Raw genomic sequence first — 21,069 nt, forward strand, 5'->3', positions numbered from 1 at the left:
GCCTGCGCGGGCTAGGCAAAGGGCAACATCAGCAAGTTCCGTATTCCACTCCCCGGAGCGTCAACCCGGCTGGTCTGATGAAATTTGAACGCGGCCCGGTTTCCCGAGCCGCGTGTTGGCTACTTGTGCTCCTTGCGAACGCCCTTGAAGGGCTCGCCGTCCTTCTTTTGGTCCATGAAGCGGCCGTTGCCGGTGTCGCGCTTGGTCCACGTTTGGTTGGTCGGGTTGAACACCTGCGAGCGGTCACGTACAGCGCCGCGGCGGGCGTTATCGCCGACGGGGTCGTTTTTGGCCATTTCAGTCTCCTATGGGGTTACGCGTTGAGGGAGTGGGTCCAGCTAGGCAGCCCACTACGAGAAAGAAAGTCCACCAGGGGCGGGCTCCCGAAGAACTGCAGCCGTCCACCGGACATGAAGGCGAGGGCAGCCTGGTCGACGCGAAGGTTCGCACCCCGCGCTTTGGCCGTCAGTTGGGCCAGCAACTGGGAGTTGTCGTCCCGGGAGCCAGAGGACGAGCGGGCGTCGAAGACGGCAAAGTTAATCCAGCCGCCGTTCTGTGCACGCTCCCGAATATGAGCGAAATTCACTTTCATCTTGCACTCCTAGCCCGGAAAACGTCGAGCATGGGAGGTATTCTTGCGAGTGCACTGGTTCAAATAACGACCTACTGAACAGCTGCAGGAAGATTTTTTGATGCTGCGGCGCACAATGCGTCATGTAGGCGCTGTCGCAGCTCAGGAGGCTCCAGAATTTCCACTTCCGGGCTGTGGCGTAGAAGGTCCATCAACAACTCTTGGTCATTCGAATATGGAATTTCCAAGATGTAGCTGCCGTCCTCAAGGAACTCGCTCGACTGGTCGTGGTGCCAGGTCTCCTTGCTGACCCACTGGGCTCGGCCTGGTGTGAACTTCAAACGTGCGCGGTGAGCCGCTTTGCCGGCAAAGATGCCGTAGCCGCTGCGGAAGTGCTCCTGCATCTCTTCTAAGCTGACTTCCTGCGCGGGCTCATCCACAACGAGGACATCGGCAACGGCTTCCAGTGCGAAAGACCTGAGGGCATTGCGGGTGTGGCACCATGCGTCCAACATCCAGTTCTCGCGGTAGTGCACCAGTTGTTGAGGAGAAATGGTGCGCTCCGTGTGCTCTTTGCGGTCACGGTTCAGGTACCGCAGATGCAAGCGCTTGCCGTCCAGCAAGGCCCCGGCTATGAGCTGGAAGTGCTTGGATTCAACCTTCCTGGGGGCGAAATGGATGAGCTTGAGCTTGCGTTCAATTGGCTTGGCCGACTTTGTGCCCTCAGCGAGCAGACTGCGGAAGCGTGATTTCAGCGGGCCAACGTGTTCGTCCAGCAGTCCCGGCTGAACACCCTCCACCAGATGGAGCATCGTCAGCAGAGCGAAGACCTCAGATGAGTTGAACCAAACTCCGGGAAGTTCGAACCGGCCGCCATCGGCCAACTCATCGCGGATGACCCATCCGCGTTGGCTGCGGTCCCAGTCGAGGGGGCATCCGAGCCGGTCTCGCAGGAAATCGAGGTCACGTTTTACAGACGCGTGCGAGACCTCCAGTTCTGCCTGGAACGTAGCCATCGGCACAGCGCCATGCCGACGAATGAGGCGCACGATTTTGGTTATACGCTCGATGCTGACCTTCGACATGGCTTTCCTTCAAGTGGCTGGGCTGGTGGGCTTGAAGGGAAAAGCTCCCCTCTCACCAACTCTCAGGCGATATCCCGATGCTCCTTCGAGGCGAACTGCGTCGTGTGATACATCTTAGCCAAATTTGAAACGCTTATACACAATGGTTTATAAGGGTGCGGACCGAGACCTGAAAAAGGGACATCACGCTGGAAGGTAGGGCCGGGCGCCGCTACTGCGAGAGGTTTCAATTGCGGCCGTTACCGGCTTTCTGCGTCCGCTTGGCCCTGACCTGTTTGCGCGGCGCCGTCTGTTCGGAAATGGTCGTCGGGCTTGAGAAATGCTGAACCATCAGGCCCAATGTCGTGGCCTGCACGAGCAAGCTGAAGACGACCACGACGTAGGTGACGTCCAGGACCAGGTCGCGGCCCTGGAATTCAGGCAGCGAAAGCGCCAATGCAATGGAGATACCCCCCACGTAGCTCACGCAGATGCGGCACATGACAGTCCCGAAAAGTCGGTCCGGGTGATTCAGTCATGTAGCGGCCAGGCTCGTGCAATCATCGACGCGACCTGACGCGGCGTTTACCTGGCGACCTTCCTTGAAGGTCGCCTTTTGTGCAGGGCCTGCGCCCCTCGTGCTGGTGGCGACGACAGTGAACTAGGCACCATTAGAGGAGGAAGTTTGTGAAGGACGTTACGAGTGGCTCCCAAGCGCTGGCCACGTTTTTGGTAAGCATCAAGGATGCCGAGAACCTCTTGGCGCACTTCAACACCCTCAATGTCAAGCCGCCACCCCCGGAAATCGAAGTCCTCAAGCGTGCAGGGTTGGTCATGGCCATGACGGCCTGGGAAACCTATGTCGAAGACCGGGTGCTTGAGGCGGCAGCTTCGAGACTGGCAGGCTTAGCCGACTCTGCGCTGGCAAATTTTGTGCAATCCCGATTGACTGATGAGATAAAGCGTCTGCACAACCCTAGTGCGGAGAAGACTGTGCAGTTGTTTGTGGACTATGCCGGGGTGGATGTCTCGGGAAACTGGGTATGGAACCATGTCATCCCCCCTGTTGCCAAACAACGGCTCAACGGCTATTTGAAGCTTCGTGGCGACGTGGTTCATCGGTCGCGTGTATCGGCCAAGGGCCCTCCGCAGCCGGACCCCGTCACGAAAGACGACCTTCACCGCGCCATTGGCTTCTTGAAGGAGCTGGTCAAGGCTACGGACAAGGCGCTTTCGACGTAACCACTTCTTCGTGACCAGGAAGGGGTCCCGAAGTGAGCTCCCCCGGAGGTGTTCGCAGCTTCGGAAGTTGCTCCATCACCAAGTCCAACCTTCCGTCTGCGCGCCATCGGGCAAGTGCACTGGCGACGGTTGTTGGCAAAACGCCATGCAAGGCGGCGAGGTCACGCCAGCTGATGTCAGTAGACAGTTTCTGAAGAATGCAGTTCAGAAGTACACGGTTGCGGCAAGTCTCATATCGACGACCGTGGTCTGTCCTTACCAGAATGGGTCGAAGGGCATCCCATTCCTCGTCTGATAGTGCCCTTCCTGTTTCATAGTCAGTTGCTTCCACGGCGGGCCTTTTAAGTGCTCTTGTGTGGGCCGACGTGACGAAGGAGCGCGGATGACCTATGGCAAAGTCTGCAGGGTCCTCAAGGGCTTCAAACTGAACCAAGCTCAACGTCGTAATATAGCAATCAAGTCCAACGCGATGGTGGCGGCTGGCAACGGTTGCTCTGACACTGGGGAGTTCGAAATGCAAGTGTCCTGCCTTTGCCGCCTGATAGACGCTGGCCCAAGACTGGCGCGCTGAGGGGAAGCAGAAAAACCAAGATAGCGGGCCCATGTAGGTGCTCTCCCGGGTATACCGAATGTTACCAAGATTTCCGCGCACCTGCACATAGCTAGAGCTACCCTGGTCTGCAAGAAAGCAGATGTCGTCCAGGGATTGCGCTTTGAACAACTGGGGCAGCAGAATCTGATTGGGCCGCACGAACGCCCTCAAAAGTGCCAGGGCTGGAATGACCAGTCGCGACCGGCCTAGCTGTAATGACCAAGCGGAGTGTCTTGGTTCGGGGTCCAGCTTCAGCCCAAACGCCTCTGCGTATTCACTGAACGAGGCCGCCTGCAAATCTTGGAGGTTGAAGGTAATGTGTCGGGCGTAGGTTTGAGGTTTGGGTAGTCCTCGATTGGCCATGGCAGCAGGCTCAATGAGCTTCGTGCCGCCTTCACTGCTGCTTGTAAGCGCTAGCGCCTTTCCATTTCGCCAATCGATTCCCGTGACCAGTTCCACAACACACTCCTTCTGTTGGAATGTGTAGGAACGAAGGCGCTACGTATCGTTATAAGTCGAACTTCAGTGCGGCCTAGTCAGGTGTCTATACGAGACATTCAACTTCTAGGCCGGAGAAATGTCCCGTCACTTGTCCATGTACGCCGCCGCATGCTTGGCTACATTCGTCTGTCTGAGCGCGCAAGCTCAAGCTGTTCAAAATTCCAATCCAACCCAGTGTGTTTCCAAGTTGGCAACGACAAGCGAAGCATTCGTGCGCGCGTCAGGTCCTACTATCTCACTGGTAGTCATATCAAAGAACATCGACTCCGCATTTAAATATATGCAGGCGGCTGAGTCTCTGGCGCGTTTACTACCACCTGGCTCAAAGAACGCGTTCGTCACAGACGAGTCGGTTGCGTCTGTCGATTTGCAATCACTGGCAGGCGTTAGCCGTCAAGTTGAGGAGTGTGAGGCATGGGCAAAGGAGGTTTACGGAAAGCTTTCCAATCATGTTCGTGACGGAATTTATGCCTCAGCTAAGAATCGCTTGGAGCAGTTGCGCCCTTCACGATAGTAGGCGAGGCAACGGCTGCCCCCTCCGAGGACGAAAATTTCTTGCGTTGCCGATATTTGTAGACAAACGGCTTCTGCCGGCCCTCCTGAATTGCCAACAACTTCTTGGCGTGAGCCTCGCGGCCTCCTGTCTTCCTTTGTGATGCTTCCGACTTCTTGAAAGCTTCAATTTGCTCCAGTGTCAGTGGAAGTGAGGCCCGGTGATGCCGAAAGATTTGCCATTTTCCGGTCTCCTCCAGCAGATGTTTGACTGTCACTATTTCCCTACGGCGGATGGCCGCTTCGGCTCGCTTCCTCACTGCCGTGGCAAGCCAACGGTCTAATCTGGCGGAATCGACAGGAGTTTTTCCCGGCTTTCGATAGGAAAAGGACAGGTCTGCAGACTGGTAGTGCTCAAAGAACGCTGACAACAAAACATGTTTGGCGGGCGCAAAGGGAACACTGCATCGTTCTCGGACAATCAGCGCGGGCCATGCTCGCTCGGGGGTCGCGTACTCGCATCCTGCATCCGAGAGGTACTCCACGCCAAAAGCTTGCTGCAGTTCGAACGCCATGCGTGCTCCAGCGACGAGACCACTGGGCAGCATTAGGTTCAGGGAGGTTGCGCGTGCACGGTAGTTGCTCAGCCATTCACTTTGATGCATCCATGGGCCATGGCAGATGGCGGCGGACGTCTGCGCGACCTGGCGGAGCAATGTCAAAGAACATTGCGGAATCTCAATGTGCCGTCGTTGTCGGTGCGGCAATGGCATCAAGAGATTCTGAGCCAAGGTTGTTGGGCGATTGCCAGTGCCATGCAGGGGGCTCCCATGCTTGAGGCACATCCGGACGCCGGGTAGGCAATGAACGCGATGCCAATAGCTTTCTCCTTTCTCGTGGACGTCCTCCCTTGCACATTGAGGGCAGTATCGAAATTCTGGAAGGCCGTGAGTGACTGACTTCACCAGAGAAGCCGTTGACCCCTGGCCGACAGTGCAGCCACCGATAAGTTTTCGCTCAAGCCGACAGACCTCCGTCGTCGGCATGAAGGCGACGGCATATGGAAAAACGGTATGGCTCCATAGCAGCGTTCTTGCGTCGGTACGTGTCTGAGTCGCCAAGTCCGGGAGATTGGTGGGCAGAAACATTGAATAGTTGCTCCTGCCCGGGATGCCTAGAAGATGTGTGACCAAGCGCTTCGGTGCCAGGCCATCGTGAATGACTGCCCGCGCTAGGACACTTCCAATGAGCTCGTCGGGATAAGGCGCAGGCAAACTCAGGCGGCCCAAAGTGCGTCCTCGGGTTCTCGTACGAGCTGCAGCGCGAACAACTGCTCAACGATAGAAGTTCGCTCTGTTGCGGCGCGCACGATGGCATGGCGGAAATCGTCCGGACGATGTTCGATGCCCGGAAACGAGGGCGTCGACACCTGTACCGTTTGGGCTTTTGGGGGGCCTTTGGGCTTGGCAACTCCCTTCCTGGCAGGCACGGCCTTCTTCGCCAACTGCGCTGCTGCATCGAACATGTTCTTCGCGGTGCCGTCTTGCTCCACTTCGACCGCCAACACCTTGGCGTCTTCAACTGGCATGCCCAAGGCAGTGCCAGCATTGACAAGCCGCAGCTGAAAGTCGGGAGACCCAGGACGTGCAGAGGCTGCGCGCGTACGGCTGAGGCGTTGCCGGCGTTCCAGGCCTTCCATGAGGGTTTCGACGTGCACGGATTTCACGTCTTCGAACATCAACAGTGCCTCGCGGTCGTCGTTGCGCAGTGCTGTGACCATCGGATGCACCAATGTGAACTGGCTTTCATAGACCGACAAGACGAGTTGAACGCTCAGCGTGTCGAGGTCATCCAGAATAGCGCGGGCCTGCACTACGATGAACAACTTGATGGCGAGGTCGATGATTCCCTGAGTGCAGTCGTAGAAAGCATCGAGTAATTCAGGGGTGAGACGCTGGCTCGTGCTCATCCAGCAGTACTTCCATAGGCACTCCATGAAGTAGACCCACTCACCGTCAGCTTCGACGAGTTGCATGGTTGCCCTGTCCTGTACGACGTCATAGCGGGGCAATGGTGACCAGTTCCCCAGTCCCATACCCAGACTTCTCCGTGCCTGGCGCATGTCCAAGCCCAACACCTTCTCTGCCTTCGGCGTGCCGACGTAGAGGACTGGGTTCTTCGACTTGTTAGCCAATGTCGTGAGCTCGGTCATGACGACCTGGTCTGACTGACCACGGGTATTGGCGACGTTCTGCACCTCGTCAGGAACGAGAAGTCCAACGCAGTGCTTGTTCAGCAGGATGCGAACAGAGGTTTGTAACGCGGCGTCGGTGGCTCGTCCCTTTTTGAGGTGGTCCTCAACGTAGGTGTTATCAGGGATGAGTTCTGCAATGGCATGGATGATGGCCGATAGCAAGGCCTTGACCCCTTTGCCGTCCTTCGACATCTCAAAGTGGAGCCAGGTAATCTGGTAAAGGTCCAGCTCTGGGTGATAGATGACTTGGGGGTACCGGGCCAAGCAGCGCTGGATGGTGGTGGTCTTGCCCATGCCGGACACACCAATAATGGACGCCGAAAGCTTTGGGGCCACGGTGTCGTAGCTTTGGCGGAATCCCTGGGGTTTTTGGGTATCGTCGTGAATTTCTTGATAAATGCGCACGTGCTCGGGGGACATTGGTCGTCGCCCGAGGTATCCCTCACGCAGCATGGTGTCCAGCGTGAGCGCCAGTTCTACATGCGATGTGAGTGGAATCATGAGATTGCTCAGGCTGAGCAACTCCCTCAGACGGTCGTGACGAGCCCATTCGCGCGAGGATTCTTCGAACTTCGGAAGAAACTCCAGTGATTCGACGACTTGCTCCTCGCTGAGTGGCAGTGGTAGCGCCTCAATGAGCTGGTTACCAGAATACCGCGCTTGCTTTTGAGGCTTGTAATTGGCGAGTTGGATGTGGGGCGGCAAGTACAATTTTTTCATATGGTTCCTTGCATACGCTGGCGAAGTTCGGCCATCCGCGCAGACAGCGGCGGTTTGTGCTGGTTGTTGGTGGGCGCGACAGTGGGCGTTTCCGCCGGCTCGTGGTTCGACGACTTGGCCAGTTGTGCTTGACTGATATGTATGACTTTGGCCATCGGTTTTGCCGTTTCACTGGAATGAAGCGCAGGCTGAGGGGGCTCTGCAACGAATGCCCGCGCGTTGGGAATATCGACCCGGGCGACACGTTCGCCTTTGAGCTCTTCCGCGCGGGCGGGTGCAACGTCTTTGCTACGACCGGAGCGTGATACGCCTTTTGTGACGGACTTCATTTCCTTCACTGCCGCATCAATGATGGGTTTCGTCTGTTTGTGGAACTCGTATTGCGCGTGTCGTTTTACCTCGACGGCGTCTGCCGTGAGTTCGTCCACGTCGTGGAAATGCTGAGCTACTTCATTGAAACTCATACCTTCGAACTTGATACTGTCCTTGGTAAGCTTCGCAACGAAGGACTCGCCGCTACCATTCGGGGAGTAAAGGATGATTTCATCAACAACTCGATAGTCGAAGGCGACCTGGATAGGCATGCGCTGTCTCCGACCTTGAACGAACCAGCCGTTCTCTCTCGCTTCTGGGCAGGAGAAGAACATCTTCTTGAATGAGACACCGTCCGCTGTGACCACTGCCTCTCCTCGCGGGAGCAATTCCTCCCTCACCTTTTCGAAGTTCATACGGTCGAGCGAGCCCATTCGCCGCTGGACGCTGTGTTCGAAGAGTTCACGAGGAATCGGCCGTTGACGGTCCGCCACCTGGGCGTCGGTCAATGGGTATCCCTTTTGCATCGTCTTGTTGTGAGCGATGATGGCGGCGACGATGACAGCGGTGAACTCGAGAAGGTTCAAAGCGACATCTTTGTCGATATTGATGCTACGGCGTTTACGAGATTCCGCATCCGGGGCGTATCCGGGCGTGCCCGGCGCAATGATGGCTTGCATCATCTTGAAGCCGCATTCAACAAGCGGCTTCCAATCAGGCCGTAGGCCTGGGACGTTCGCGATGGTGCTGCGCAGAGACATGCCGATTCTGCGAGCCTCGGTGCTGACAAGTTCCCCTTGGTCCGCAAGGAACATTTCCGGCAAGACGCCGTGAGCGGGCCAATCCGCAGGGTCATAAGGTAGCCCGAGGCGCTCGCAAAGCGCCTCCTTGTCTTCGCCAATACTCAGGATTGCCTGCATGGCCGCCGTGTAGCATGCATTCTCGAAACCAAGGTAGTAGCCCACAATGAGTCGGCTATGGCGGTCGATGATGAGATACAACGTTGGTTTCCCAACGATTTTCGACCTGTCCTTTGTCGAAACCAGCTTCACGTCGACGATGGTGGCGTCGAATTCATAGATGTGGCCAGCACCGTGGCACTCAATCTGAATGGACCCTTCTGTGGCGCGGTCTTCTTGAGCAAACCGCTTTTCGCCCTTGCGTCGGGAGAGCCGAACGTGCAACGGGTAATTGGTTTTCAGAAAACGCGACAACTGTCGGTAGCTCGGGCACTCCCGCTCTGGACGCAGACACTCATCCCCGTTGCCGTCAATGAAGGTGTATCGAGTTTCATGGAGGTGCTGAAGGGTGGCCGTCAACGTACGCTGCTTTCCCTTCTCGAAGTAATACATCTCGATGACTTCCCGCATGTTGTCCAGGTCGTGTTGTCCCAACTGATAGGGCTGCAAGGCCGCCTCCCCGGCGCCTACCAGGTCACCCTTTGCCTGGCGCTTGCGCCCACGCCTTCCAGTACCGACGACATCGTGTCGGCCGCACAGGCTGTACTTGCCGAAAAGAGCATCCTGCGTCTGGCCTCCTTGCCACCAGTTGCGCAGGTCCTTCAACAACGTCTTTGGTGTGCCACCGCCGGCGTGCTTTGAACGCTCGACGAGCAGGGCATGCCTCGTCGTCGGGCTGAGAATAGCGGTGTTGTCTACAAGAGAGGAAATTCGCTCGTAGGCTTTGAGGCTGAGCGCGATGCTTGCCGCTGAGGGGGCGCGTCTGAAGGCTTTTGTTTTCGGCTGAAATAGGTCCGAGGCTTCTCTTTGTTGGACTGTCGGCTCAGGGGAAGGGGCCTTGTACTCGGTATGCAACTGCTCAAGAGGTACTTCGAATGGCAGTGCCAGCGGCTCTGTGAGATGGATAAGCCAGGCGCGTCCTGTTAGGACGCACGTTGACCCTTGCGCCCTGTCCCAAACTTCAATGTGGAGGATGCGGTAGAGGCTTCCATCCCGGGAGGCCACAACATCGTTGCGAAGATAGGTGACGCTCATGTCAGGCGCCTCCCACAGAACGGAGGCGTCCCGGGACAGCGGACAACTGAAAGCTTGCGAGAGGTGCGCGCTCCGGACTGGGATTGTTGAGGTCCATCGACAACGCGCGGTTGGCCAGCAGCATTCGCGCTACGCGCATGCCCGTCCCGGTATCGACGCTGCAGCGTCTGTCGTAGTTCGTGCAGTAATCCACCAGTGAGCCGGAAAAACTGGTCGCTGCAAGGTCGTGCACCATGCGCGACTGATGCTCTTCATAGAAGCCGGGGTAAGCCTCGACCGCGTCTGGCTCAAGTTGAGCCTTCCGAATCCACAGGAGGTTTCTCACCTTGGCATGTGGCAGGCGCTCCTTGATGATGAGGTCGTACGAAAGACCCATGCCCGAACAGATGGCATGTTCGATTTCGAGGCGCTCCACCACATCTGGAGTGAGCGCCTTCTGCTCTTTGACGCTGTAGGCCTTCAGTACTTCTTGGCCATCAACAATTCTTGTGACCAGAAAGTCGAGCGTCATGACGTACGGGACGTTCGTACCTGGGTAGTACGGATGTGGCACGCCAATCTCATGGGCTATTTCCAGGGAAATGTCGCGGTCGAGTGGGAACTGCTCGCGGATGTCCGCGTTGTCCAGGCGCCATTCCAGCATCGCGAATGTTTCATTTTCGCCGTCCGAAAGTAGCTCGTGATTGCGCCCTGTGCGATAGCTGTAGGGGGCATGCGTACGCCCGCGTGAGTGGAAGTCTGTGATACGGACCCATGGCTGGTATGAACCGTGATGACCACGGCCACGTCCTTCGTTCTGGAGCTCTGCAATGCGTTTTTCGCTCCATTTCTTGATGCCGCGACTCATCGACGTTGGTTGGTAAGACTAGAAAAGCGCTGCTGGGAGGGGGGAGGATAAGGACAAGGGCGATGCATAAGGGCTACTTCAATTGAGGAACTACAGCCGAAGCGAACATCGCTTCGATACATGGCAAGGGCGCATGCGAGTTGTGTAGCGCTCAAGATGTGAAAACTTTTATATGTGTATCGCAATAGGAGCTTTAACCATGAAATCGATGATTATGCATCTTATACGATGCTTTTTGAGCTAAATACCCCGTTGGCGACAAAAATGCATCGAATGCAAGGAAGAAGCATTGAAGTAGATGTAAAAATGCGGCCAAAATCTGCCGTGGAGAAGGAGTGGGAGGCCGAGGCCAAGCAGCTGCTCAAGGCCGAGCTCGCACGCCAAGGGGTGACCTACCGAGAACTGGTCAACAAGTTGGAAATCCTTGGAATCAAGGACGATGAGAAGGCCATCGGGAACCGCATCAGCCGGGGCAAGTTCACGCTGGTGTTCTTCCTGCAGTGCATGCGAGCCATTGGCGTGCAGCAACTTGACCTACGCGACCGAACACGCTCGCGACTCTAGGTCAGGTGCGATGAGCTCCCCTCAGCGCGAGCAGAGCCCGATAACTTATGAAAAATTATTGGTCGGACTCATAATTATTGAACCCACTTTAATTTCTCATAACGAGGGCCCCAGGTGCTACCTCCAGCAGGCACTCACGGGGTATAAAAACGCGAGCTATATGTTTTGGTCGGAGGAGGAGGCTCAAAACGCTGCGGCCGACGCATCGCGCAAGCAGACTCAAGGCGCAACCCTGGAAGCTAATAGTCGGAGGGGCGAGAGGGAGAAGTGCTGTTTCTCTGATAGTTCGACTATGCGATGGCGCACGCACGCGACCATCGTGCCTCAGCATACGGCCGGCTCCAGGTTTCACCCAGAATAGTCCGCTAGGCGAAGCTTTCTGCCTCCGCGAGGGGTAGGGGGAAACTTCGCCTTGCTCCAACGCTCACCAAATTTCAGTGTCAAGGCGATGGAGGCATGTCCCCATGCCTGACAGTCAGTTAATAGAAGTATCGGACCACTCGGAATAAAGCATCCGCTCAACTTCCAACATGGTTATCGGGTGACGACCCAGCAGTTCTGCCAGATGAGTTTGGTCAAGCAGTTCAACGGAATTGAGTTTGGCATTCTCATGGGCTTGTCGGTTGAAGAACTGGTTAGTGATGCAAACCTTGTCAAAGTTCACCATTGGATGCCTCCGTCGGTAGAAGGCTTCTCCAGTGACAACTTCCTTTACGGCATCCCAGTTCAGTGCGGTACCTTGAGTTCCACTGGTTTTCGCCTGTACTAGCTTGCCTTTTGACGACGCCAACGCGACGACGTCCACGCCGTTGTCGGCGGTGCCGGGCGTGCGATAGCAGTCGTAGCCTTGCTTCGTCCATAGAACGCCAGCAAGACACTCGAAGTGCTGCCAGCTCATGCGCAGTGCCGTATCCAACGTGACGCGCTCATCAATGTCCACGCTATCGGTAGCGGGTACGACGTCGGCAATGTTGAAGTCGCCAGGGTTGACGTCACCCGAACCATTGAGCATGTCTTCGGCTAGACCACGTTTGTAGGTAAGTAGCCGGTCCAGCTTCACATCAAAAGTCGTGAAGTCTTCAGCCCAGACGACGGGGTAATAAACATAAACGTCCTTCTTCTGCCCGATACGATATGCCCGGTCGGTGGCTTGGTCCTCTTTGGCAGGGTTCCAAGTCCGGGTGTAGTGGACCACGTGATTTGCTGCCTGGATGTTCACACCGAAACCGACTGCCACTGGAGAAAGCACGAGGACGCCGAAGCCGGGAGCTTCTTGGAAGGCCTTGATGCGTTTTTGCCGGCTGGCGGTATGACTGGCTGAAGCGCTGGTGTCGCCATTGATGATGCCTGGCTTGATGCCAAATTCGGCTTCGATGTAGTGCTGCAGAAGTCTCTGAATCTCCCGGAACTCACAGAATACGATAGCTTTTTCCTGCTTCTTTTGCACTTGGCGTAGCTGCGCCAATAGCCAATCCAGCTTGGGAGCCTTTTCTCGGTACTGCTTGGTCGGCTCTGGTTTGAAGACATTCAAACCGTGTGGCCGCGGGTCAGTACAGACTAGGCGTAGGTAGTGCAGCAACCCCAGATGGTTTTTGAACGGTGTGGGGTGGTCCGGGTCCCCGCGTTTCTTGAAGCTGTCGATGGCTTTGGCGTACAGGTTGCGCTGCGTGCTGGATAGCGATAACTTACGGCAGTCCTCGACAACAATCTTTTTGGGCAGTTCAGTTGCCACGTCCGCTTTCATCCGCCGCAGAATCTGCGGAGCAATGCGAGTCCGGAGTTCCTCTACGCGGGCCTTCTCTTCATCCGTCTTTGCCTCGATTGGCTTGCGGTAGCGTTGCCCGAAGTCGTTAAGAGCGCCGAGCAGGCCGGGCTGAACGAAATCGAACAGGCACCACATGTCGGCAAGGGTGTTCTCTACGGGGGTACCCGTACAGGCAATCTTGAAGGCCACGTTCTGCTTCTTAGCGGCTCGGGTCACCATCGCCGCAGGGTTTTTGATGCGTTGAGCCTCATCGCAGACCATCAGTGACCACTTCTGCGCAGCGAACGAAAACTCCAGGTCACGCAGGGTTTCGTAGGTGGTCAGCACAACCTTGGCGTCACCAACCCAGTTTGGTCGCAGAAACTTCACGAGCCCATCGTCGGTTTGCAGGCGCTGCTCCACCTGAGCACGCGGCACCCGTAAAGGCGCCAGGGCATCACCGTAGGCGGTCAGCAGCGGAAGTGAGCCTTCCCGGAAGAACTTGCGAGCTTCCTCTGCCCAGTTCTCCAGCAGAGACACGGGCGCGACCACGAGCATGGGCTCAATAGAAGGTTGTTTCTCAATGAGGTATGCCATCAAGGCGAGCAGCTGGAAGGTCTTGCCCAAGCCCATGTCATCGGCAAGGACTGCGCCACGCACCTGGTAGTCGGTCTGGAGGCTGAACAGATGCTGCATCCAGGCCAGGCCATCCCGCTGATGCTTCATCAAAGGGTATTCGGGGCGAATCGCCGTCGGCACTTTGGGTTCGGACGGAACGGACTCCAGCGCATCACGACGGAGTTCTTCGTACTCCAACGCTTGAATATTTGCCCGCAATACGAGCTGTTTCTTCTGCGCGGTTGGAGGTGGCGGCGGCAGTGTTGTTAGCGGGGCCGTTCTATCTTCGAGGTCTTTGAAGACTTCCCTGAACGTTTTGACAATGTTTGTCGCTTCAGCCAGCGGAATGTCCTGAGGTAGCCAAGACGTTTTTACGGTCGATGCCCCGGATTGCTGTGCTGCAGCTATTGCTTTCTCCAACCGCTCAATGGCCGTCTTGTTTGTCGGAACGGCTACGGGCTCCCCACCGTCTGCCGGTTGGTAAACGACAACGGGTAGTACGTTCTCCGGGAACCATCCCTCTCCTTCGTTCTTCTTCGTGATGTAAGGGGAGTAGTACGGCTTCTCGAAACCAATGCCTTCCACGCGTGAGCTGTAGCCACTGAGGTCATGGACTTGGGCATACGAGACCAGGGTGGGCGGGGCGCTCCGCCGGGCAAGCGCCTCCTTCAACTCATCGAGATGGCGTTGCGTGTCGCCCTGTACCTCAAGGTCGTATCCGTGCCAGGCGACGAGCTGATAGTTGCGGGCAAGCGCGGTATGAAGGGTTCGAACGAACACTTCGAGTTTGGCATCGTCGAGCCATTCTGTATGCGATGTCGCGGGGCCGTTGGTGTTGGCCGTTTCGATGAGTAAGCCTACCTGCAGGGGGTACCCTGAAGCGTCACGCTCAAACACAGGAGTGAATCGCTCGTATGCGAGTCCAGCGTCTTCACGGGCCTTCTCGAACTGAGACTCGACGATGACATCGACGGCATCATCGCCCAACGTGGCGTATGGATTGACCAGGAAGGCCTGAGCTCGGCTGCCTGCGACTCGCCGACCGGGTAGTCGTTTGATTTCTTGTAGAACGGTGCGGACCTTGGGAGTCACCAGAATCTGGATGATTCCTTCCGGCGTGACGATGTCATAGCGGTCTCGAACGTCCTTGCTGCGGTCGAATGCGTCAAGCCAATCCGAAGGGGCTCCTTCGAATCCAGGCTCTATCTCCACCACATGGTCATCGTCGACCACTTCAGAGCGCCGCAGCCCTATCTCCAGCTTTTCTGGGGTCAGCACCACTGACCGATAAAGAAAATCGTCGAGCTGCGCACCTGCTTGAAGTGCGAGCTTACGGATGCTGCCCCAAGCTTGGCGATGTGCGATATCAGTGCGCTCTGAGGCCGGGCGTCGAGCAAAGGCAACAACCGCTTTGAAGAGCTCCCATTGCTTGGGTTGCATCAATTCCGAGCGGTCCTCGCGCGCCATCAGCGGACCCGTGAGCTCCCAGTCCTGGGGCGCTCCATCATGGTCTCGCCAACCTGCGAGAACGATGGAGAAGTTTCCATCGGTCAACGAGTTGCTGCTTTGGAGTATCGGCCGCGCCTTCGTGAAAGGAGGCGTCGACAGGACTTCGGGAAGCGAGGCATAGGCAGCATCGGTGATGGCGGCGTACAACGCATCCCATCCCAGAAGAAAACCATCTTCGACTTCGACCGCAAGGCCATCGTCTGCCAACTGAGTCAGGAACCCGCCAACCATGGGGTCGCGCAGGTGCACGCCACCGCCATGTCCGGCGCCACGAGCGATGACCAAGCCGTCAGGCGACCAGTGACGCACCCATTCGGACGGAGGCGCTGCGTTCTTCTTGAATAACTGGAACATGTGTTTTTCTTATCTCCACCAGCCCTTGCCAGCCTTGTGTTGGAAGCCCCAGGTGGACAGAATTTCGGCGACCTGTCGGTCGGAGTCATCAGTAAGGACCCAAAGACTGCCGCCCTTGGGCGTCCTGTCCTCGATGCGCAAACCAAGTCGATGGGCTAGTTTGTCCAAGGCAAACCGGTTGTAGTGCTTGGGGAGTGCCGCGCCTGCGCCTTCAACAACAAGTTGCTCGCGCCGCGGCGGGAGATTTTCTGGAGGCTGATTGGGTGGTGAGGAGGGCCGGGCGACACGCGTCGCAACGGTCTGGGGCTTGATGCCGAACTCCTCGCGCAACTTCGCGTCGAACATCTGTTCCCACTTGGCCCAGCCGTTGATGCCATCTTGGTGGCTGAGCCAAAGGATGCTGCGGTTTTTCTGTTTGAGCGAATTGTGGTCGTACTGCGGCAGGCGTAGCGGCTCAGCCGTGTCGAATGGAACAGTCCTACGGGCGTCGTACCCGTACAGGGCGTTGCCCATGCCACTGAACTCGACGGCTACCAAGTCGCCCATCCGCATGATGAAGGCGTTGTTGCTGCCCGCCGCGTCGAGATGACAAATTAGCCCCTCCATCTTCTTGCGTAGGGCAACGAAGTCCCGGTCTCGGGCATTCCGCGCCGTTGAGCCTAGTGCGAATTCGATGTTATCGATGGCTTTGACGTAGCGTTTCCAGAACTCCATGCGGCGGCGGTCACCCAGGCCATCTTCAGCCAGTTTGGTGAAGAAGGTCTCGATGAACTCTAGTTTGAGCCAATCGGAGACCATCGACCGTGCTTCGGGCACGACGCCACCCCAACGGGTTTCATTGGAGGGGAGCCATGGATTTCCCCACCAAAGCACTGACCAGTCCCGCAGGTTCTGCTGCAGATGCATACCCGGAACCTTTACGTATCTATCAAGCAGCATGACGAGGCCACGGTCTCGCAGCACATCGTTGTTTGCGAGTAGCTCCAGCATCCGGGGCAGCAGACCTTTGAATTGGCTATCGCTCAACTGCGTCGCTCCACGGATTTGCGCGAGGACAAGTTCGCGCAGGAACCAGGATGCCTTGGCGATGCCCAGTTCTTCGCAGAGATGGTCTATGGCGCTGGCATCGCCCCGCAGCAACTCATCGACGTACGGAGCGCAAGGGGTCTCCCCGAACAGTTGCCTGTTGCCAATGGCGGTGGCCACCCAGTCTGGGTTGACCTGCCTGTCCTTGATGAGGTCGTTCTTGTCGTGCAGATATTCGCGCAGCAGCTTCCAGTTGTTGCGGGCCGTCGCGGGTGCGTTGTCCCCGAACGCGTCGTAGGTGAAGTAGCTTTTAGCCAACCCCTGATAGCAGCGACGGAAGGCGCTCGGACGCTCGGACCAGCTATCGACGCCATCAAGAACGGCTTCCAGCCGAGGGCGGTCCTCCAAAACACAGGGACCACTCGGCTTGTGCGGCAGACACAGCCCCCAAGATAGCAAATAGGCATCCCGGAAAGATGCGATTTCTTGGCTGTGCCAAAACCTGCGCACAGCATTGAGTTGCTGGTCCTCGGACAAAGTCTGTCGAGCAGACCCTTTGGCGCGCTCTCGTATTCTTGCCAGTACGCCGTCGATTTCGGTGGAAACCGCCAGCGCGCGTGAGCCTTCCTCGGTCCCGGTCCGTAGCAGCGAAGCCAGATGGTCGAGTGGGTTCATCGCAGTGCGCACTCTCCGAAGTTTCCAGACTCGACCGGCGCCGGCGCTCGGTGTTCGTTGATGCCCAGGAACTCCATCCGCATTTCTACCCGGCGGCTTTCTTCGTCAGTTTCCTTGGCAGCATTGAAGGAGTAGCCTCCGACGAGAAAGAGACTTCGGACGTCCTCTTTCTGCGGGGCTGACAGAACGTTACTGCCACTGGTCGCAAACATCGTGCACAGGACCCGTTGACTGCGCTGCAGGCTGAGATTCAAGTTGCTCAGGTAGGAGCCCGTTTTGTCCGTGTACCCTTCAACGACAACGCGCTTGAGTACTCGTTTGCCTAGGTCTTCGTTGGCCAACGTGAGGATTTCCGGAACGAACTGCCGCAGGACGCTCTCCTGGTCCGAAGTCAGCGTGGATTTACCGAAGGCAAACCGGGCGCGGTCACCGAAGTCGATAACGCGACGCTCTTTGTCGACCTTGATACCGTCATAGCGTTTCGCCGCTTCCGTGAACCGTTCGAGGATGCGCTCGATGTCCTTTCGGTGCTGTTCTTCGGCCTTCTCGCGTTCGGTCACGTTCTTCGTCACGGCGAGCAAGGCGACGCCCATCACCACGAGGAACAAGACCATCAGTGCGGTCATGAGGTCGGCGAAGGAAATCCAAAATGGCTTCTCCGCCTCATCCCGGCCGCCGCGTTTGAAGACAAGCTTGGCCCCTACCATGGCTTACACCCGCGCTGGCTTCATGTTGCCCATGGAGGCAAGCGTCACCTCCAGCTCTTGCACGCCGGAGGACAGGAGGCCGACGGCTGCACCGAGCTTGTTATGGAACTCCGTGTTGGCTTTCTCCAAGGTGCGCCGGACTTCAGTGGCGAAGGTCGTATGGGCTTCACCGAGCACCCGGCTGACACCTTCCAGATATTCATCGGCCTGCTTCTGAGCGGCTCCCAGTCGGGTCGCCGAACTCTCAATGCGGGTGAGGATGTCGGTTGTGAGAGATGCCTCTTTCCTGGCGAGCTCGACGGTTTCTCGCAGTTCGGCGACCAATTGACCGACTGCGTCACGTTGAACGCGATAGTCACGCAAGAGGTCTTGCAAAGTGGAAGCCCCGGCGGTAAGTGCACCAGATGTTTCGGCGAGCTTGGCAGTGACGCTTGCCGCTTGTCCGAGCACGCCGGTGACACGTTCGCCCGCCGCGGCGAAGTTTCGAGAGGCAGCGCCCAGTTGCTCAGCACCGGCATTCATCTTGTCGACCGAGGTGCTGGTGGTCTGGGTGAGGACTGCGACGTTCTGAGCCATCTGCGTGGAGGCCACCCCGATTTCCTTGATGGCGGCCTCTACCGACTCGGACATGCTGTTGACGGCGCTGGTCGTGCGGTCTGCCATGACCTGTTCACGGACGCGATTGCTTTCGAAGACAGCGGCTTGGGAGTCGTTCAAGGTGGCCAGCATGCCGGACACCTGAGTACCAATGGTTTCCAGTGTGGCCTGAAGCTTGGTGTTCGTCTCTGACTGCGACGATGCAACGAGTTGCCGAATCTGCTCAATGAAAGCCGCGGACTGGGCGTTCATCGCCTCTTGCCGTGCTTCCATCTTCTCAATGGCCTGGGCCATTCGCTCGGCCATCGTGTCCGTGGAACGGCGACTGGATTCCTCGATGTTTGCGACGAGCGTCTGTAGGGTTCCGACCGCGTCCTGAATGCTCTTGGCTGTCTGCTGATTGAGGTCGCTCAGGCCGCTAATCTGCCCGCCGAACAGGTCATTCAAGCGCTGGCTGAAGCTGGCCATGACGTCCTGAAGCATGCGCGCAGCCGTCGCGCTTTGGTCGCCGCTTGCGGCCTTGACGGTACTGGCGATGTCTTGCAGCGGACCTTGTAGGCTCTGTTGAATGCTCTCCGCAATGGTGGCACCCAGTGCCTTGTTGTCTTCCCTGGACGCTTCGACTTGCTCTTTCGAGGTTTGAGTTAGTCGGTCGACGAGCTGCAGCTGTGCGTCCTTTGATGCGGTGATTTGAGCGGAGGTCAGTTCCCGAAGCAGTTCACCCAGTTCCTTGACCAAGGCGTCTTTAAGAATTTTGGACTGGCTAGCGGAGTCCTCCGATGCGCGTACAAGGCGCGATAGATACTCTTCCCCGGCGCCGGAGTCGAAGCGCGCATCGATGTCGTGGGCGATTTCCTCAGTACGACGGTAGAGGGATGCCAGAAGCAGCTTCTCGATGAACGTCACGACCATTGCTGCGCCAATGGCCGCCGCCGAGACAAGGAACGCCTCGCCCACGAGGTGCATGAGCGACTGCAAGCTATCCCGAACGGTGGCAGCGTTTTCGCTGACCTGGAATTGGCGCAGGCCTTCGATAAGCCCGCTGAAGGTGCCAATGATGCCGATGCCGGTGAACAGACCAGGGAGGTGTTTGAAGAATTCTGTGCGAAGCCGGCTGTCAACCACGAACTGGCTGTTGAAGTACAACTCGGCGGGCGCTGTTGCACGGGTTGCGATGATGGTGAGCTGGCCATCGCGTTCCTCGCGCTGGATGTGCAGGGAGTCTTGATACTCCTTCCATAGGTGTGCCAGACGCTTGTCTCGCGCAAAGACTTTTTTGAACTCCGACGCGGAGTTCTTGGATTCAAAACGCCGGATGTCCTTCTGAATGGACCTCAACCGATTCCAATGGAGGAGGCCCGGGACGAAGAAGACCACCAGGAAGACTAAGATGAGGAATGCCAGCACGGCTCCTGTAGCCAGGACGGGCGTTGGGGTGGTGGCGAGAATGGATTGCAAGTTCACTTAGTCGGCCCTTCCACCGGCGTTCCGTTGACAGCCTTGAGTTCGGGGGCCTTGATGCCATGCGCATCGCAGTACTGGAACAGAAGCATTTCCAACATGTTGGTTTGGGAGCGCCGTTCCCGTGCTGCTGCGGCCTCCAACAACGCTTTGAAGCGCGCGGACACGCGAAAACTGATGGAGACGTTCTTTCCCTCGGACATGGTGGGCTCTTCCCGACTGTATAGAGCTCCACCATACATGTATCTAATGGTTTCTGGAAGTGGTAAAAGCAAGGAAATTGCTATGTCTACCGAACGAATCCTGGCATCAAGGCTTCGACTTCCGCACGGTTTCTGAGCTCGATTTGTTGGACCTCGGGCTTGGCGGATTCAGCCAGTTCAAGTCGAAGGTGACGCAGCGCGTAGAAGAGAAATGCTTGCCGGCAATGGAACTCCACCTGTCCATCCTCCATGCCGAAGTCGAGCTCAATTGCGCGCTTGTGGGATTCGGACAGTTTGGGGTGAGGAATCAGGACCAACGGGACGATGGTGTGCCATTCCGAGTCTTCCGCCGGATTGGCTATGCCTGGCTCGGTGCCAGTCACTTCGAGCATGCGTGCGATGACGAAGTCGCGAAACTCCTTGCGCGTATGACAGAACGCGCGCGCGTGCCAGCGAAACCCATCATGGGCCAGGGCATGCGGCGCAATCGTGCGCAAGGTCGGCTGTGGACGGGTCATGGACTGGTATTGCACGCGGATAGCCGTCCCTTTCCTGATGGCGCGCAATAGTGCGAGCAGAACGTCGGTTCGAAAATTCCGACTGGGTGCCGGTACGGTGGCCACTGGGGGGGCCCAGGCCAGAAAGCTGCTTTGTCCAGCCCGCAGTCCTGCGCTGTTTTCCAGGAGTTCGTTTAGGAATCGGCCCGCATCGCTGGAGGGATAGAGGGGCTGGAATTCAGGAGGCGCCGTGTAGACCCGAGAACTGCGGTCATACACGAGATTGCCTGGCGCCAGGCTGGTGTACTTGGCGATGTCCAGCGACGCTTGAGGTACGGATATACCGAAAAACTCCATGAGGTCGCTACGGTTGAGTCGGCCGTCCCAGCGCAGGCGGAAGTCTATGAATTCCAAGCGGCGGTCTTGGCTCCACCGGCCAGAAGAGCGACTGGTGGCTTGTTCCGCTTTGGTTGGCGGCTTGGCATCTGGCTGTGTCATCTCTCAAATTGTCTCACGGGTACAAAA

17 protein-coding genes and 1 pseudogene are annotated in these 21,069 nt (G+C 57.3%); 2 read left to right on the forward strand and 16 right to left on the reverse strand.

Going from position 1 to position 21,069, the window contains the following annotated elements:
• Positions 1-119: 119 nt before the first annotated feature.
• From ACGHC0_RS06970 to ACGHC0_RS06985, 4 genes are all read right to left on the reverse strand, one after another.
• Positions 120-296: a hypothetical protein gene (locus ACGHC0_RS06970; RefSeq protein ID WP_156382509.1), complete on the reverse strand. Its 177-nt coding sequence runs from the start codon at positions 294-296 to the stop codon at positions 120-122.
• 17 nt (positions 297-313) lie between these two features.
• Complete coding sequence (locus ACGHC0_RS06975) at positions 314-592, reverse strand: hypothetical protein (RefSeq protein ID WP_415267768.1); 279 nt, start codon at positions 590-592, stop codon at positions 314-316.
• A 71-nt stretch (positions 593-663) separates the two neighbouring features.
• Positions 664-1,656 carry a helix-turn-helix transcriptional regulator gene (locus tag ACGHC0_RS06980; protein ID WP_415267769.1) on the reverse strand — a complete coding sequence of 331 codons (993 nt, stop codon included), beginning with the start codon at positions 1,654-1,656 and terminating at the stop codon, positions 664-666.
• 226 nt (positions 1,657-1,882) lie between these two features.
• On the reverse strand, positions 1,883-2,137 hold the full coding sequence (locus ACGHC0_RS06985) for a hypothetical protein (RefSeq protein WP_415267770.1): 255 nt from the start codon (positions 2,135-2,137) through the stop codon (positions 1,883-1,885).
• Positions 2,138-2,322: 185 nt separating this feature from the next.
• Here ACGHC0_RS06985 and ACGHC0_RS06990 point away from each other — a divergent pair, with 185 nt between their 5' ends.
• Positions 2,323-2,877 (forward strand): HEPN domain-containing protein, encoded by a 555-nt coding sequence (locus tag ACGHC0_RS06990; protein ID WP_415267771.1) that lies wholly within the window; start codon positions 2,323-2,325, stop codon positions 2,875-2,877.
• Here ACGHC0_RS06990 and ACGHC0_RS06995 read toward each other — a convergent pair.
• From ACGHC0_RS06995 to ACGHC0_RS07020, 6 genes and pseudogenes are all read right to left on the reverse strand, one after another.
• Entirely contained in the window at positions 2,852-3,928 is a 1,077-nt protein-coding gene (locus tag ACGHC0_RS06995) for a transposase (RefSeq protein ID WP_415267772.1), read from the reverse strand. The two genes, ACGHC0_RS06990 and ACGHC0_RS06995, sit on opposite strands and share 26 nt — an antisense overlap.
• A gap of 518 nt (positions 3,929-4,446) precedes the next feature.
• Positions 4,447-5,037: a hypothetical protein gene (locus ACGHC0_RS07000; RefSeq protein WP_415268464.1), complete on the reverse strand. Its 591-nt coding sequence runs from the start codon at positions 5,035-5,037 to the stop codon at positions 4,447-4,449.
• A gap of 255 nt (positions 5,038-5,292) precedes the next feature.
• Positions 5,293-5,751, reverse strand: a pseudogene (locus ACGHC0_RS07005) (TniQ family protein); the annotation flags it as partial.
• On the reverse strand, positions 5,739-7,436 hold the full coding sequence (locus ACGHC0_RS07010) for an AAA family ATPase (RefSeq protein WP_415267773.1): 1,698 nt from the start codon (positions 7,434-7,436) through the stop codon (positions 5,739-5,741). The gene ACGHC0_RS07010 and the pseudogene ACGHC0_RS07005, both read right to left, overlap by 13 nt.
• A complete protein-coding gene (locus ACGHC0_RS07015) occupies positions 7,433-9,742 on the reverse strand; it encodes a hypothetical protein (RefSeq protein WP_415267774.1) in 2,310 nt (769 codons plus the stop codon). Before ACGHC0_RS07015 ends, ACGHC0_RS07010 begins: the two co-directional genes overlap by 4 nt.
• Before the next feature lies 1 nt (position 9,743).
• On the reverse strand, positions 9,744-10,589 hold the full coding sequence (locus ACGHC0_RS07020) for a TnsA endonuclease N-terminal domain-containing protein (protein WP_415267775.1): 846 nt from the start codon (positions 10,587-10,589) through the stop codon (positions 9,744-9,746).
• Between the two features lie 264 nt (positions 10,590-10,853).
• Here ACGHC0_RS07020 and ACGHC0_RS07025 point away from each other — a divergent pair, with 264 nt between their 5' ends.
• Positions 10,854-11,153: a DUF6471 domain-containing protein gene (locus ACGHC0_RS07025; protein ID WP_415267776.1), complete on the forward strand. Its 300-nt coding sequence runs from the start codon at positions 10,854-10,856 to the stop codon at positions 11,151-11,153.
• A gap of 475 nt (positions 11,154-11,628) precedes the next feature.
• Here ACGHC0_RS07025 and ACGHC0_RS07030 read toward each other — a convergent pair whose 3' ends face one another.
• The 6 genes from ACGHC0_RS07030 to ACGHC0_RS07055 all read right to left on the reverse strand — a co-directional run bounded on the left by ACGHC0_RS07030 (position 11,629) and on the right by ACGHC0_RS07055 (position 21,042).
• Positions 11,629-15,378: an SNF2-related protein gene (locus ACGHC0_RS07030; RefSeq protein ID WP_415267777.1), complete on the reverse strand. Its 3,750-nt coding sequence runs from the start codon at positions 15,376-15,378 to the stop codon at positions 11,629-11,631.
• Positions 15,379-15,387: 9 nt separating this feature from the next.
• On the reverse strand, positions 15,388-17,079 hold the full coding sequence (locus ACGHC0_RS07035) for an EH signature domain-containing protein (RefSeq protein ID WP_415267778.1): 1,692 nt from the start codon (positions 17,077-17,079) through the stop codon (positions 15,388-15,390).
• A complete protein-coding gene (locus ACGHC0_RS07040; protein ID WP_415267779.1) occupies positions 17,076-17,786 on the reverse strand; it encodes an OmpA/MotB family protein in 711 nt (236 codons plus the stop codon). The genes ACGHC0_RS07035 and ACGHC0_RS07040 overlap by 4 nt, the downstream gene beginning before the upstream one ends.
• Before the next feature lie 3 nt (positions 17,787-17,789).
• On the reverse strand, positions 17,790-19,847 hold the full coding sequence (gene zorA / locus ACGHC0_RS07045; RefSeq protein ID WP_415267780.1) for an anti-phage ZorAB system protein ZorA: 2,058 nt from the start codon (positions 19,845-19,847) through the stop codon (positions 17,790-17,792).
• On the reverse strand, positions 19,844-20,047 hold the full coding sequence (locus ACGHC0_RS07050; RefSeq protein ID WP_287142338.1) for a hypothetical protein: 204 nt from the start codon (positions 20,045-20,047) through the stop codon (positions 19,844-19,846). Before ACGHC0_RS07050 ends, zorA begins: the two co-directional genes overlap by 4 nt.
• 86 nt (positions 20,048-20,133) lie before the next feature.
• Positions 20,134-21,042, reverse strand: a complete 909-nt coding sequence (locus ACGHC0_RS07055; protein WP_415267781.1) for a WYL domain-containing protein — start codon at positions 21,040-21,042, stop codon at positions 20,134-20,136.
• Positions 21,043-21,069: the final 27 nt, after the last annotated feature.

Origin of the sequence: Acidovorax sacchari (assembly GCF_042847045.1) — a bacterium.
GTDB lineage: Bacteria > Pseudomonadota > Gammaproteobacteria > Burkholderiales > Burkholderiaceae_C > Paracidovorax > Paracidovorax sacchari.